The 14,533-nt window shown below is 57.5% G+C and carries 14 protein-coding genes; 4 read left to right on the top strand and 10 right to left on the bottom strand.

Annotated features, from left to right (window positions below; all coding sequences use genetic code 11):
* Positions 1–8 precede the first annotated feature (8 nt).
* A complete protein-coding gene (gene phoU / locus ACZRMH_RS13660) occupies positions 9–770 on the top strand; it encodes a phosphate signaling complex protein PhoU (RefSeq protein ID WP_464013825.1) in 762 nt (253 codons plus the stop codon).
* A 77-nt stretch (positions 771–847) separates the two neighbouring features.
* Positions 848–1,738, top strand: coding sequence for a response regulator (locus ACZRMH_RS13655; protein WP_464013824.1), 891 nt, complete (start codon positions 848–850; stop codon positions 1,736–1,738).
* Between the two features lie 117 nt (positions 1,739–1,855).
* Here ACZRMH_RS13655 and ACZRMH_RS13650 read toward each other — a convergent pair whose 3' ends face one another.
* The 10 genes from ACZRMH_RS13650 to ACZRMH_RS13605 all read right to left on the bottom strand — a co-directional run bounded on the left by ACZRMH_RS13650 (position 1,856) and on the right by ACZRMH_RS13605 (position 11,744).
* On the bottom strand, positions 1,856–3,817 hold the full coding sequence (locus ACZRMH_RS13650) for a DUF7844 domain-containing protein (RefSeq protein WP_464013823.1): 1,962 nt from the start codon (positions 3,815–3,817) through the stop codon (positions 1,856–1,858).
* Positions 3,814–4,134 carry a DUF2388 domain-containing protein gene (locus ACZRMH_RS13645; RefSeq protein ID WP_019826982.1) on the bottom strand — a complete coding sequence of 107 codons (321 nt, stop codon included), beginning with the start codon at positions 4,132–4,134 and terminating at the stop codon, positions 3,814–3,816. The genes ACZRMH_RS13650 and ACZRMH_RS13645 overlap by 4 nt, the downstream gene beginning before the upstream one ends.
* Positions 4,135–4,160: 26 nt before the next feature.
* Complete coding sequence (locus ACZRMH_RS13640; RefSeq protein WP_464013822.1) at positions 4,161–4,454, bottom strand: DUF2388 domain-containing protein; 294 nt, start codon at positions 4,452–4,454, stop codon at positions 4,161–4,163.
* A 243-nt stretch (positions 4,455–4,697) separates the two neighbouring features.
* Entirely contained in the window at positions 4,698–5,015 is a 318-nt protein-coding gene (locus ACZRMH_RS13635; RefSeq protein ID WP_464013821.1) for a DUF2388 domain-containing protein, read from the bottom strand.
* Between the two features lie 300 nt (positions 5,016–5,315).
* Entirely contained in the window at positions 5,316–5,531 is a 216-nt protein-coding gene (locus tag ACZRMH_RS13630) for a DUF1127 domain-containing protein (protein WP_095031303.1), read from the bottom strand.
* Positions 5,532–5,849: 318 nt separating this feature from the next.
* Positions 5,850–7,340, bottom strand: coding sequence for an acetyl-CoA hydrolase/transferase family protein (locus tag ACZRMH_RS13625; RefSeq protein ID WP_464013820.1), 1,491 nt, complete (start codon positions 7,338–7,340; stop codon positions 5,850–5,852).
* 181 nt (positions 7,341–7,521) lie between these two features.
* The gene (locus ACZRMH_RS13620) at positions 7,522–8,958 is read right to left on the bottom strand and encodes an NAD(P)(+) transhydrogenase (Re/Si-specific) subunit beta (protein ID WP_464013819.1); all 1,437 of its coding nucleotides are present in this window, start codon (positions 8,956–8,958) and stop codon (positions 7,522–7,524) included.
* The gene (locus tag ACZRMH_RS13615) at positions 8,955–9,278 is read right to left on the bottom strand and encodes an NAD(P) transhydrogenase subunit alpha part 2 (RefSeq protein WP_261740265.1); all 324 of its coding nucleotides are present in this window, start codon (positions 9,276–9,278) and stop codon (positions 8,955–8,957) included. Before ACZRMH_RS13615 ends, ACZRMH_RS13620 begins: the two co-directional genes overlap by 4 nt.
* Positions 9,279–9,289: 11 nt before the next feature.
* Positions 9,290–10,411 carry a Re/Si-specific NAD(P)(+) transhydrogenase subunit alpha gene (locus tag ACZRMH_RS13610; protein ID WP_464013818.1) on the bottom strand — a complete coding sequence of 374 codons (1,122 nt, stop codon included), beginning with the start codon at positions 10,409–10,411 and terminating at the stop codon, positions 9,290–9,292.
* 436 nt (positions 10,412–10,847) lie between these two features.
* Positions 10,848–11,744, bottom strand: coding sequence for a LysR family transcriptional regulator (locus tag ACZRMH_RS13605; protein WP_464013817.1), 897 nt, complete (start codon positions 11,742–11,744; stop codon positions 10,848–10,850).
* Between the two features lie 158 nt (positions 11,745–11,902).
* Between ACZRMH_RS13605 and ACZRMH_RS13600 the strand changes: the two genes are divergently transcribed.
* Together ACZRMH_RS13600 and ACZRMH_RS13595 are read left to right on the top strand one after the other, a co-directional pair.
* Positions 11,903–13,084, top strand: coding sequence for an acyl-CoA dehydrogenase (locus ACZRMH_RS13600; RefSeq protein WP_016782959.1), 1,182 nt, complete (start codon positions 11,903–11,905; stop codon positions 13,082–13,084).
* A 14-nt stretch (positions 13,085–13,098) separates the two neighbouring features.
* On the top strand, positions 13,099–14,319 hold the full coding sequence (locus ACZRMH_RS13595; protein WP_464013816.1) for a CaiB/BaiF CoA transferase family protein: 1,221 nt from the start codon (positions 13,099–13,101) through the stop codon (positions 14,317–14,319).
* Positions 14,320–14,533: the final 214 nt, after the last annotated feature.

The following is a 14,533-nucleotide window of genomic DNA, read 5'->3' as shown; positions in this document are numbered from 1 at the left end:
GCAGAACCATGATTTCAAAGGATGGCCTCACCCATCATATTTCCGCGCAGTTCAATGCGGAACTCGAAGACGTGCGCAGCCACCTGCTGGCGATGGGCGGTCTGGTCGAGAAACAGGTTAACGACGCGGTAACCGCATTGATCGAGGCCGACTCGGGCCTGGCGCAACAGGTGCGCGAGATCGATGAACAGATCAATCAGATGGAGCGCAACATCGACGAGGAATGCCTGCGCATTCTGGCCCGTCGTCAGCCTGCGGCGTCTGACTTGCGTTTGATCATCAGTATCTCCAAGTCGGTGATCGACCTGGAGCGCATCGGTGACGAAGCGACCAAGATCGCCCGCCGGGCCATTCAGCTGTGCGAAGAAGGTGAGGCACCGCGCGGTTATGTTGAAGTTCGCCATATTGGCGATCAGGTGCGCAACATGGTGCGTGATGCACTGGACGCCTTTGCCCGCTTTGACGCCGATCTGGCATTGTCGGTGGCGCAGTACGATAAAATTATCGACCGCGAATACAAGACCGCGCTGCGTGAACTGGCCACCTACATGATGGAAGACCCGCGTTCGATCTCACGTGTGTTGAGCATCATCTGGGTGCTGCGTTCGCTGGAACGTATCGGCGACCACGCGCGCAATATCTCGGAACTGGTGATCTATCTGGTGCGTGGTACCGACGTGCGCCATATGGGCCTCAAGCGCATGCGTGAAGAAGTTCAGGGTACCGGTGGTGATAACGCTAATGTTGCGCCGCAGCCTGACGATAAATAAGACAGCCCGATCTAAAAAGCGCCCGGCTCATTGCCGGGCGTTTTGCTTTTCGGAGGTTCATATCCAAGGAGCAGTCGATGAGCAAGGTGAGTGTGCTGGTGGTGGATGACGCGTCGTTTATTCGTGATCTGGTTAAAAACTGCCTGCGTAACTATTTTCCGGGCATCAGGATCGAAGACGCAGTCAACGGCCGCAAAGCCCAGGCCCTGCTGACCCGCGAAGCGTTTGATCTGGTCCTGTGCGACTGGGAAATGCCGGAGATGTCCGGCCTTGAGCTGCTGACCTGGTGCCGCGAGCAGGACCGGCTGAAAACCCTGCCCTTTATCATGGTCACCAGCCGTGGCGACAAAGAGAACGTGATCCAGGCCATTCAGGCCGGGGTTTCGGACTTCGTCAGTAAGCCTTTCACCAATGAACAACTGCTGTCCAAGGTGAAGAAGGCGTTTACCAAGGCCGGGCTGCTTGATTCAGTGATGGCCAGTGCTCCGACCCGGATGAACTCGGCGTTCGGCAATGATTCGCTCAATGCGTTGACCGGCGGCAAGGCGCAAGTCGTGACTGCGGCGCCTGTTGTGCCTGCATCCCCGGCACCACGTCCTGCCCCGGCACCGGCAGCAGCCCCGTCGCTGACAAGCCGTGGCCAAGGGCAACTGCGCTTGCCCAGCGGCACCCAGGCGTGCGTGATCAAGGCTCTGAGCCTCAAGGAGGCGCTGCTGGTGGTGCGTCGCGGCGAAGTGCTGCCTCAGGTGCTGGACAGCGCCGTACTCGACCTGGAGCAGGGCGAGAGCGCCGAGGTGGCGCGCTTGAATGGTTATCTGCATGCCATCGTGGCCTTTGAGCCAAAACCCGATAGCGCCTGGTTGCAACTGACCTTCCGCTTTGTCGACCAGGATGCCGACAAAATGAACTACCTCTCGCGGCTGATCGCCCACGGCACGGCGCAGAAGCATTTTGTGCCGGGTGCGTGATTACGACATATCCCTTTTGTGGGAGCGGGCTTGCTCGCGATAGCATCGACGCGGTCGTATAGTAAAACCGTGTTGCTTGCATCGCGAGCAAGCCCGCTGCCACAGGTCATATGCCGATCAGGGCAACTGCAACCCGCCCGATGCCTTATGCAGCGCCCGCAAATGCTCACCGATCAGTTTGACGTTCTCTTCGGTGGCGGCAATTTCAGCAGCACGGGCAGGTTCCAGCAGGCTGCGCACTTCCTTGTCCAGGTCAGTGGTCAGGCGCAATAGCTGCTGCTGGCGCTGGCTGCTTTCGGACTCGAGCATTTCCCATTCCTTGGTCTGGGGCAGGCCATAGCCGCTGCTGCCGAGTAATTCTGCCGGACGGCTGAGGAAGCCACTGCTGGCGAGAATCTCTTGCAAGGTTTTGTTGGCTTTGTCCATGCCGCCATCCTTGAGCCCGCGAGCACCCAGGTACTTTTGTTTGACCTCATCCTGGGCCAGCAGCAGTTGTCGGCGGAAGCTGGCTTGCTCCAGCAATAGCATGGCCGCGCTGGCGCGCAGATCCGCTTGCCCAAACCACGGACGGCGTTCGTCAGCATTGAGGGCCAACCAGTCTTCAACAGTGGTTTGTTTGATCGCCAGGCGCGTTTTGAGCACATCGAACATCGCCTGGTAGCGATCGCGGTAGGAGTCAAAGCGATAACCCAGGCGCAGCGCTTCTTTTGGATCGTCCAGCACGCTGGTGTCCGCCAGCCCGCGTGTCTTGAGCACTTCAAGCAGGCCGTTGGGTACGATGCTGTCCAGGCCCTTGAGTTGGGCATTGTCGCTGCCGCTGCGCAGCAGTTTCAAGGTTTCAACCGCGCAGTTGTTGGAGATGAAGTAGTAATTGCCGTCATAGCTCCAGTGCATTTCGGCGGCGTGCTCGACCACCTCCTCGATTTCAGGGCGGCTCAGTTTGAGCGGCACGGAAGCCAGGCTGCGCAGTTCGGTCTTGGTGTATTCGTCGATCACTTGGGCCAGCGGCAAGACAAACAGGCGCGACGGGTAGGCCCCCGTCAGGCCATCCCAGCTTGAGAGCTGTACGTCATTGACGAACGCCCTGTAGGACAACACCAGGTGTTCTTGCAGGTCGAGTCGGCAGTCAGGTCCCCGTGGGCGACCGGGAGCACAAATCACCAGGCGCAGCATGCTGTGCCCCCAGCGGCTGGCCCACTCCTGATTGGCCTCGGCCAGCAGGTAGTCGACCGCGTACACCCGTTCCGGGTCGACAGTGCCCAGCGGTGTCTTGGCGAAATCATTGCCGGCATTGAGGAAGGCAAAGCCCTTGGGGCATTCGTCCCTGGCCGCAGGCGTCCAGCCGAAGTGTTGCTGGTAATAGCGATACAGCGCCGGGCGGCGGCAGGCGTAGGCCGGGTCGAGGAGGAAGTACTCCATATTGACCGCGACAAACTCCTTGGGGCTGCTGACTTCGTACAAGTCCGGGCTACGCGCGATCTGGTGGTTATCCTGCTCGCGTTCGCCGCGACGGCCCACGTATTGCTGCCAGCCTGCCAGGTCGAGCAGGCGCGGATCATCGCTGAGGGTGAAACGCCGTTCGGTCTGCCCGCGGCACTGATCGGGCAGGCCAATCAGGCCAGCGTTGCTGCTTTGCCGGGCACAGCGGCGGATCAACGTGCGCTCGGGCGCAGGCCAGAGGCGGGCGCGATCGTAGATATGGGTCAGCTCGTGCAACACGGTGGCTAGCATTTCACGGCGCACGGTGCCGTGGGGGCGGTTGGTTTGCTCGGTCGCGGCTGAGCCATCGGTCAGCCTGGCCAGCAGGTTGCGGTTCAGGTCCAGCTCGGAGGTCAGCGATGCCTGGCCGTAGGCATTGTCAGGCATCTTATCGGTCCAGCCCACCAGGATCTGGCGGTCCAGTTGCTCGATAAAACGCGGTGGCAGGTTCTGCATGGCTTCATCGAGCAGGGCCTGGCTGGCCTGTTGTTCGGCCGGGCTCAGGCCCTCTGTCTTGAGTTGCAGATGCAGCGCAGCCTGGGCGCTGCTGGCAATCAGCAGCAAGCCACAGGCGGCGAGCCAGCGCGTTAACGGCCTCACAGTGCGAGGATGGCTTCGGCTAGATCCTGATCACTGGCGTTGCGGGCTTCAGGCACGCGATCACGCAAGGTGCTGAATGCTGCTTCCAGTTGCACGCCGCGAATATCGCCCTGGCTGGCTACGAAGGTGGCGGCATCGTCGTGGGCTTCGCGCACCACTTTGGAGTCGCGGATGGAGGTAGTGGTGTCGGACGTAAAGTCGATGGTACGGCCAAACGCCCGCACGATGATGTTACTGGTCTGCACGACGGTTTGTGCCTGAGCCACATCGGCCAGCAGCAACAGGCCAAGGGTGGCGACGATTAAAGGGCTACGCATGAAGTTTCTCCGGATAAAGCAGGTATTTATTGGACGAGAATTATCTGTGCCAGTTCAAGGTCGCTGACATTCAATTTTGGCGGGTTCTGGCGCAGATAGCGCAGGGCAGACTCCATCTGTGCGCCTCTTATTTGGCCATCACTGGCAACAAAGACGGCGGCATCATCCTGGGCGGCACGTATCAGTTTGTGATCAAAAGGCGCGGACGTCACTTTACTGGTGACGTAACCGCTGAGCACCACATTCTGGGTGGTCATGTCGAAGGCGTAGGCTGATTGAGTCCAGCAGAGTGCAAGAAGAGCTAATAAGGAAAAACGCATGGGTCTCGAGGCTGTTTGAATGAGGCTCAAGGCTAGCGTAATGGCCGGGGCAGGGCCAGCGCGGGGGCGGTCCTGAAATATTTCTTCATGCAGAAGAACGGCATCCAGAGGCAAAGGTATGGTTTTTTGTGGGAGCGGTTTTACTCGCGATGGTGTCAACGCGGTTTAACTGAACGACCGCGTCGCCTGCATCGTGAGCAAGCCTGCTCCCACAAAATCCGTTTCAACCTGCTGCTCAGATACTTAGATCGTCAGGATGGCCTGAGCCAATTGCGCATCAGTAGCCTGCAACTGCGGCGCTTGCTGGCGGATGGCCTTGAAGGCGCTTTCCAGTTTCACCCCGCGGATGGCACCTTCGCTGGCCACGAAGCTGGCAGCGTCGTCACGCGCGGCACGCACAATCTTGTTGTCGCGGAATGAACCCGTGGCGTCGGACGTCAGGTCGGAAGTGGCCTTGAGAGTGCCCACAAGGCCGTCGGTAGTGGCGATAAAGCTTGTGGCGTTGGCGCTTGCAGCAGCGACCAGCAAAGCCGCCGCGCTAAGTAGGCGAAGTGTGGACATGGTAATACTCCTGAGCATGAACATATGAAAATAGACGGTTATGGGCCGAATGGTAGGCGCAGGGCCGCATCGGGCAAAGGAAGTTTTGCTATTAGGGATGCCCCAGGTGCTCTGGACCAAGCCTTTACCAAACTGTACCTGTAGTTATTATAATATTTAAAACTGTACTTGTTGCATTGTAATTGGCTAAAACAGTGGCCCATAAACGACAAAACCCGTCAGCGGTAATCCGCGACGGGTTCTGTTTTTTCAATTCAGGTTGCTGGCAGTGGACCGGTGGTCAGGGCCAGCGAGCGCTAATTAGCGCCAGAACGGCTTGCTCAGCTCTTCGTAACGCTGTGCTTCGCTAATCCCGGCATCAGCCAGAAGACGCGAGTCCAGGCGAGCCAGTTGATGGCGGCTGGAGATGCGGCGCTGCCACAACATCAGGTTGGCAAGTACGCGCAAAGGCATGGAAGCCTGGGAGTTTACAGTGTTGCTTTCGCTGAACAGTTCGGAACTGAGTGTACGTTCCATGGTGACATCCTTCCGCTTGTGGCGGCATTGGCTAGTGGTTTAACTGATGCCAATGATCCTCCTCTTTGTCGAGTGTCTCTAGATACAGTTCACTTGTATTGCGATGGGCCAGTTAACTGTTTATAGGTGCTGTACTGCTTAAAATGAGTGCAACTGTACCTGTGTGCACTTTAATGGTGCGAAATTGCCCAAATATGTAGGAAAAGTAAGTGTGGAGGGTAAGAAATGACCAGTACAGCAGTACAGTTTTTGAAATTTAAGCCATAAAAAAGCCGCTGACAAAACAGTGTTTATGTCAGCGGCTGTCTAGCGCGCGGGTTACGGCAGCATTTTCCCGGTTTCTTCCAGGTTGATATGCCAGCTCAGGGCCTCACGCAGGATATGTGGCGTGTGGCCGCCAATGGCGCAGGCCTTGGTGAAGTAGTCATTCAGGGCTTCGCGGAAGTCCGGATGAACACAGTTGTCGATAATCACCCGTGCCCGCTCACGTGGCGCCAGGCCACGCAGATCGGCCAGGCCTTGCTCGGTCACGAGGATGTCAACGTCATGCTCGGTGTGGTCGACGTGGCTGACCATTGGCACCACGCTGGATATTGCGCCTGCCTTGGCAATCGACTTGGTCACGAAGATCGCCAAGTGTGCGTTGCGGGCGAAGTCGCCCGAACCGCCAATGCCGTTCATCATCCGCGTGCCGCAGACGTGAGTGGAATTGACGTTGCCGTAGATATCGAACTCCAGGGCGGTGTTGATACCGATGATGCCCAGGCGACGAACCACTTCAGGATGGTTGGAGATCTCTTGCGGGCGCAGCACCAGCTTGTCCTTGTAACGCTCCAGGTTGCCGAACACGTCCGCGTTGCGACGTTCCGACAGGGTGATGGAGCTGCCCGAGGCAAAGCTCATCTTGCCGGCGTCGATCAGATCGAAAGTCGAATCCTGCAGTACTTCGGAGTACATGGTCAGGTCTTCGAACGGCGAGTCGATCAGGCCGCACATCACCGCGTTGGCGATGTTGCCGATACCGGCTTGCAGCGGGCCCAGCTTGTTGGTCATGCGGCCCGCTTCAACTTCGGCTTTGAGGAAGTTGATCAGGTGGAAGGCGATGCCGTCGGTTTCGCTGTCAGGCTCGGACACGGTAGACGGTGAATCCGGTTTGTTGGTGATCACGATAGCGACGATTTTTTCCGCCGGAATCGGGATTGCAGTGCTGCCGATACGATCGTCGACTTTTACCAGCGGGATAGGTGTACGTGTCGGGCGGTAGGTCGGGATATAGATGTCGTGCAGACCTTCCAGGTTCGGGTTGTGCGCCAGGTTGATCTCAACGATCACTTGCTTGGCGAAAATCGCGAAGCTGGCGGAGTTGCCCACGGAAGTCGTCGGAACAATATGACCTTGCTCGGTAATGGCGACGGCTTCGATCACTGCGATGTCCGGCAGCTTGAGCTGGTTGTTACGCAACTGCTCAACGGTTTCGGACAAGTGCTGGTCGATAAACATCACTTCGCCGGCGTTGATCGCCTTGCGCAGGGTGCTGTCTACCTGGAAGGGCATGCGACGAGCCAGTACCCCGGCCTCGGTCAATTGCTTGTCCAGATCGTTGCCCAGGCTCGCGCCGGTCATCAGGGTGATTTTCAGTGGCGACTTTTTAGCCCGTTCGGCCAGGGCCTGGGGCACGGCTTTGGCTTCACCGGCACGGGTAAAACCGCTCATGCCGACGGTCATGCCGTCTTGGATAAGGGCGGCGGCTTCTTCGGCGCTCATGACCTTATCGTGCAGGGAGTTCAGGCGAATACGTTCACGGTACATGGATTGTTATCTCGGGCAACGGAAGCAAGAGGCGCAGTCTATTCATTTTCAGAGCCTTTCGTCCCGCTACCATGGTCGAATGCCAGCGGCCGATGTAGAGCCTTTGGTCGGGTTCCTTGGAAAAAGAAAAACCCCGGCCAATACAGCGCCGGGGTTCTCGTTATTGCTGTGGAGCGGGATGTTACTCGACAGCTTTAACCATATCTTCAATAACTTTCTTGGCGTCGCCGAAGACCATCATGGTTTTATCAAGGTAAAACAATTCGTTATCCAGGCCTGCATAGCCACTGGCCATTGAGCGCTTGTTAACGATGACGGTCTTGGCTTTATAGGCTTCGAGGATCGGCATGCCGGCAATCGGCGATTTTGGATCGTTCTTGGCCGCCGGGTTGACCACGTCGTTGGCGCCCAGTACGAGCACCACGTCGGCCTGGCCGAACTCGGAGTTGATGTCTTCCATCTCGAACACCTGGTCGTAAGGCACTTCCGCCTCGGCCAGCAGGACGTTCATATGGCCTGGCATGCGGCCAGCAACCGGGTGGATCGCATACTTCACGGTCACGCCACGATGAGTCAGCTTTTCAGTCAGCTCTTTAAGTGCATGCTGTGCCCGTGCCACTGCCAGGCCGTAACCCGGAACAATGATCACGGTATCGGCGTTGGTCAGCAGGAAGGTTGCGTCGTCAGCCGAGCCGGATTTCACCGGGCGAGCCTCTTGCGCACCTGCCGGGCCGCCGGCGTCAACTGCACCGCCAAAGCCGCCGAGGATCACGTTGAAGAACGAACGGTTCATTGCCTTGCACATGATGTACGACAGGATCGCGCCCGAGGAACCTACCAGCGAACCGGCAATGATCAGCATCGAGTTGTTCAGTGAGAAACCGATACCGGCTGCAGCCCAACCCGAGTAGCTATTAAGCATCGACACCACGACCGGCATGTCGGCGCCGCCAATCGGGATGATGATCAGCACGCCCAGCACGAACGCCAGAGCCAGCATCAGCGCGAAGGCGTTGAGGTTGCCGGTCAGCATAAAGGTGATGCCCAGAGCCAGCGTGGCCAGGCCCAGTACCAGATTCAGCTTGTGTTGGCCGCTGAACTGTACCGGTGCGCCTTGAAACAGGCGGAACTTGTATTTGCCCGAGAGCTTGCCGAAGGCAATCACCGAACCGGAGAAGGTGATGGCACCAATGGCTGCGCCCAGGAACAGTTCCAGACGGTTACCCGCAGGAATGGCGTCGCCCAGGTGCTTGACGATACCCAGCGACTGCGGCTCAACCACGGCAGCGATAGCGATAAACACCGCAGCCAGACCGATCATGCTGTGCATGAAGGCAACCAGCTCAGGCATTTTGGTCATTTCGACGCGCTTGGCCATGATCGAGCCGGCAGTGCCACCCACCAGCAGGCCGACAATCACGTAGCCGATACCGGCGGTGGCAATCTCGGCACCCAGCTTGTAGATCAGGCCGACCGTAGTAATGATCGCCAGTCCCATACCCAGCATGCCGAACAGGTTGCCGCGACGTGAAGTGGTAGGGTGTGACAAGCCTTTGAGGGCCTGAATAAAGCAGATCGATGCAACCAGATACAGAACAGTAACCAGGTTCATGCTCATGGCTTGCGCACCTCTTCTTTGGCTTTAGGTGCTTTCTTCTTGAACATTTCCAGCATGCGCCGGGTGACCAAAAATCCACCGAATACGTTTACGGCAGCCAGCGCGACCGCCAGGGTGCCCATGGTTTTACCCAGCGGGGTAACAGTCAGCGCGGCAGCGAGCATGGCGCCGACAATCACGATCGCCGAGATGGCGTTGGTAACCGCCATCAGCGGGGTGTGCAGCGCCGGGGTAACGTTCCAGACCACGTGATAGCCCACATAAATGGCCAGCGCGAAGATGATCAGGTTGTAGATACCGGGGGAGATGAGCTCTTCCATTATTTTTATCCTCAGCCGTTTTTGCGCACGACTTGACCGTCGCGGCACATCAGGCATGCGGCGACGATGTCGTCTTCAAGGTTGATCTGGAACTGCCCTTCGGGGGTGAAGACCAGCTTGAGGAAGTCCAGCAGGTTGCGGGCGTAAAGCGCCGAGGCGTCAGCGGCAACCATGGCAGGCAGGTTGGTGTGGCCAACGATGGTCACGCCATGCTCAACAACGACCTGATCGGCAACAGTCAGCGGGCAGTTGCCGCCCTGGGCTGCTGCCAGGTCGATGACCACCGAGCCCGGCTTCATCTGGGCCACGGTTTCAGCACTGAGCAGAACAGGCGCCTTGCGGCCCGGGATCAGGGCTGTGGTGATCACGATATCCGCCAGCTTGGCGCGTTCGTGAACAGCCAGGGCCTGGCGCTGCATCCAACTGGCAGGCATCGGGCGGGCATAACCACCTACGCCAACGGCGCATTCGCGTTCTTCGTCGGTTTCATAAGGCACGTCGACAAACTTGGCACCCAGGGATTCGATCTGCTCTTTAACGGCAGGTCGCACATCGGAGGCTTCGATGACTGCGCCCAGGCGCTTGGCAGTGGCAATGGCCTGCAAGCCAGCAACACCTGCGCCCAGAATCAGCACGCGAGCGGCTTTAACGGTACCGGCGGCGGTCATCAGCATCGGCATAAAGCGCGGATAGTGGTGAGCAGCAACAAGTACAGCTTTATAACCGGCAATGTTGGCCTGGGATGACAGCACATCAAGACTTTGCGCACGAGAGGTTCGTGGAGCAGCTTCGAGAGAGAAGGCGGTGATCCCACGCTCGGCCAGTTTGGCAATGGTTTCATTGCTGAACGGGTTAAGCATGCCAATCAGCACGGTGCCGGTTTTTATCAGGGCCAGTTCGCTGTCGCTAGGGGCGACAACCTTGAGAATCAGCTCTGCGCCGAAAGCATCTGTAGCGTTGCCAATAGTTGCGCCGGCGGCTTCATAAGCACTGTCGATAACACTGGCATTAACGCCAGCGCCGCTTTGAACAGTCACTTTATGGCCTTGGCCGATCAGCTTCTTGATGGTTTCCGGGGTTGCAGCAACCCGCGTTTCACCCGTATGGGTCTCGAGAGGAACACCAATGTGCACGTCATATCTCCTGCGTGATCTTTTATAAGAAAGCCAGCGCACTACGGATGGTGCGACTGGGGCGGCCGATCAGCACGATCCCACCAAAGTATGGGTGGGGCGGGGCATTCTGCTGGCAATTTTTTTGCCCTTCAAGGACTTATGGAGGATGACGAGATCTAAACTACAAGTCATGCAGTGACCGAATGTCGCAACGATCGCCTGCATGCCTTTAAATACGTGGCTTGCAGGAGATTTACCTGTTTTTTGAGTTTTTTTCACATTTCTTTTGGTTATCGCTGCATAACTTTGAGAAATACCCTGTAGGCCTCGTGGTTACTGGCGTTCAGCTTTGTCCAGCTAGACCAAAGTACAGAGTGCTAAAAAGCGACATTAACTTATATATGTAGTGCTATTTTAGTATGCGCTACATAGTTTGTCTGGACGATGCGACGCTTTAAATCAGGCTGTAGCCCTCGGCCTGCTTGATCAGCCAATCTCGAAAGGCCTGCAGTGAGGCGGATTCGATTTTGCGCTCGGGGATCATTAGGTAGTAAGCCTTGGTGCTGTGCAGGGTGCGGTGATTGGCAATCACCAGGCGCTTTTCGGCCAGTTCGCGCTGAATCAGGAAGGGTGGGATCAGGGCGACCCCCATTTCATGCATGGCGGCCTGGGCCAGCATCGAGAACAGTTCGTAGCGTGGGCCGGTCATGTCCCGGGGCACGTTCATGTCCTGGGCGTTAAACCATTGGCGCCAGGCGTAGGGGCGAGTGGTCTGTTGCAGCAGGGGGAGTTCTGCGAGTGCCTGGGGGCTGAGGCTCTGCTGTGCACCTAATAGCATGGGGCTGCACACAGGGACCGGGTTTTCACCCATCAGGCGGTAGGAAGATGTGCCGGACCAGTCGGCATCGCCGAAGTAGATGGCGGCATCAAAGTCGGTATCGGCAAACAGAAAGGGGCGTGTGCGGTTGGTCAGGTTGACCGTAACGTCCGGGTGTTGTTGCTGGAAGTCCTTGAGGCGGGGCAATAGCCATTGGGTGCCGAAGGTGGGCACTACGGCTAACTCAATCACATTGGCACCTTGTTGGCCCATCACCGACAACGTATCCCGCTCTACGGCATCCAGCTGGGTTGCGATGCGTCGACTATAGGAAAGGCCGGCTTCGGTCAGCTTTACCCCGCGTTTGGAGCGCCGGAAGAGTTCGACGCTCAGGAACTCTTCAAGGCCAGCGATCTGTCGGCAAATTGCCCCTTGAGTAAGGGATAGCTCCTGTGCGGCCTTGGTAAAGCTTTCATGGCGCGCAGCTGCCTCGAAGCTGATCAGGGCTGTTGTGCTGGGGATCTTGCGACGCATGTACGGCTTCCTCACTAAATACAGTCAGAAATGGCTTTCTTGCGGTTTACGAAGTGAGAAATTATCACAAGATGGTGCTGAATCCTCGTTTGTCCTTCTATATAGAAGGGGCCTAGGATCGGCTCACGATATTTGATCTATTACGCGAGGGTTCTCTCATGGCGGGTAAAGCAAGCTTCAACTGGATTGATCCACTGTTGCTGGATCAGCAGCTCACTGAAGAAGAGCGCATGGTGCGCGACAGTGCTGAGCAATTTGCCCAGGACAAGTTGGCGCCGCGTGTGCTTGAAGCTTTCCGCAATGAGAAGACTGACCCTGCGATTTTTCGCGAGATGGGCGAAACCGGCTTGCTGGGTGCGATGATTCCTGAGCAGTACGGCGGCAGCGGCCTTAACTACGTCAGCTACGGCCTGATCGCTCGTGAAGTGGAGCGGGTGGACTCAGGCTATCGCTCGATGATGAGCGTGCAGTCGTCTTTGGTGATGGTGCCGATCAATGAATTTGGTACCGAGGCGCAGAAGCAGAAGTACCTGCCCAAGCTGGCATCTGGCGAGTGGATCGGCTGTTTTGGTCTGACTGAGCCTAACCACGGTTCCGACCCGGGCGCGATGATTACCCGTGCTCGTTCGGTGGATGGCGGCTACAGCCTGACAGGTAGCAAGATGTGGATTACCAACAGCCCTATCGCGGATGTGTTTGTGGTGTGGGCCAAGGATGATGAAGGTGATATTCGTGGCTTTGTTCTGGAAAAAGGCTGGAAGGGGCTGACTACCCCTGCGATTCACGGCAAGGTCGGCTTGCGTGCGTCCATCACGGGCGAAATCGTCATGGATAACGTATTTGTGCCGCAAGAGAACATCTTCCCGGATGTACGCGGCCTCAAAGGTCCTTTTACCTGCCTCAACTCGGCACGCTACGGTATCTCCTGGGGTGCGCTGGGTGCGGCTGAGTTCTGCTGGCACACCGCGCGTCAGTACACCCTGGACCGTCATCAGTTTGGTCGGCCTTTGGCGGCGACCCAGTTGATCCAGAAAAAGCTGGCTGATATGCAGACCGAGATTACGCTGGCCCTGCAGGGGTGCCTGCGTCTGGGGCGGATGAAGGACGAAGGCACCGCAGCTGTTGAAATCACCTCGATCATGAAGCGCAATTCGTGTGGCAAGTCGCTGGATATCGCCCGTATGGCTCGTGACATGCTGGGTGGTAACGGTATTTCGGACGAGTTCGGTGTGGCGCGTCACCTGGTCAACCTGGAAGTTGTTAACACCTATGAAGGCACCCATGACGTACATGCCTTGATCCTTGGGCGTGCGCAGACCGGTCTTCAGGCGTTCTATTAACAGGAGCTCGGCTCATGGGTGCTTTATCGCATTTGCGGGTGTTGGATCTGTCTCGTGTGCTGGCGGGGCCGTGGGCGGGGCAAATTCTGGCAGACCTGGGTGCCGAGGTGATCAAGGTTGAGCGCCCGGGCAATGGTGATGACACCCGTGCCTGGGGGCCGCCCTTTCTTAAGGATGCCTATGGGGAGAGCACTGGGGAGGCTGCTTACTACCTGTCTGCCAACCGCAACAAGCAATCGGTAACTATCGATTTCACCAAGCCGGAAGGACAGCAGCTGGTTCGTGAGCTGGCGGCAAAGTCCGACATCCTGATAGAGAACTTCAAGGTTGGCGGCCTGCAGGCCTACGGGCTGGACTATGCGTCGCTCAAGGCATTGAATCCGGAATTGATCTACTGCTCGATTACCGGGTTCGGTCAGACCGGTCCCTATGCCAAGCGGGCGGGTTATGACTTTATGGTTCAGGGGCTGGGTGGGCTGATGAGTCTGACCGGGCGGCCTGAAGGTGATGAGGGGGCGGGGCCGGTAAAGGTGGGGGTTGCGCTGACTGATATCCTGACCGGGCTTTACTCAACGGTCGCAATCCTTGCGGCCCTTGCTCATCGCGAGCAAGCCGGCGGTGGTCAGCATATCGACATGGCGCTGTTGGATGTGCAGGTCGCATGCCTGGCGAATCAGGCGATGAACTATCTGACTACGGGTGTGGCTCCGCAACGCCTGGGCAATGCTCATCCGAATATCGTGCCTTATCAGGATTTCCCGACGGCAGATGGTGACTTCATCCTGACTGTGGGGAATGACAGCCAGTTCCGCAAATTTGCTGAGGTGGCAGGTCGCTCTGAGTGGGTGGAGGATCCGCGCTTTGCTACCAATAAGCTGCGTGTTGCTAATCGCGGGGTGCTGGTACCCCTTATCAGGCAGGTGACGGTATTCAAGACTACTGCTGAGTGGGTGGCGCAGTTGGAAGCTGTTGGTGTTCCCTGTGGACCGATCAATGATCTGGCGCAGGTGTTTGCTGATCCTCAGGTCAAGGCGCGTGGGTTGGCGATGCAGCTGCCCCATGCGTTGGCGGGGCTGGTGCCGCAGGTGGCCAGTCCTATCCGCTTATCAGAAACACCAGTGGAGTACCGTAACGCCCCGCCTTTGCTGGGTGAGCATACTCAGCAGGTGTTGGAGCAGGTGTTGGGGTTGAAAGCGGATGCAGTGGAGGCTCTACGGCGATCGGGCGTGCTGTAGCTATATAGAGGGGGCGTCAGCCCCCTCTATATAGCTGTATATGGGGAGAATTTACGTTAACTGATAGAGTGGCTCAATTAACCCTTGACTCAGGTTTTCATTGGCCTATAATTCGCCCACTTCCGGCGCAGTCGAAACGGAAAACTCCTTGAGTTTCAATGAGTTGGATTGGTTTTCGGCAGTGTCAGCTTCAAGTCATCGAAGCAGGAAATGA

It is taken from the genome of Pseudomonas sp. B414 (genome assembly GCF_055408445.1).
The sequence above is the reverse complement of the archived record's forward strand: the minus strand, read 5'-3'. Positions and strand labels throughout refer to the sequence as shown.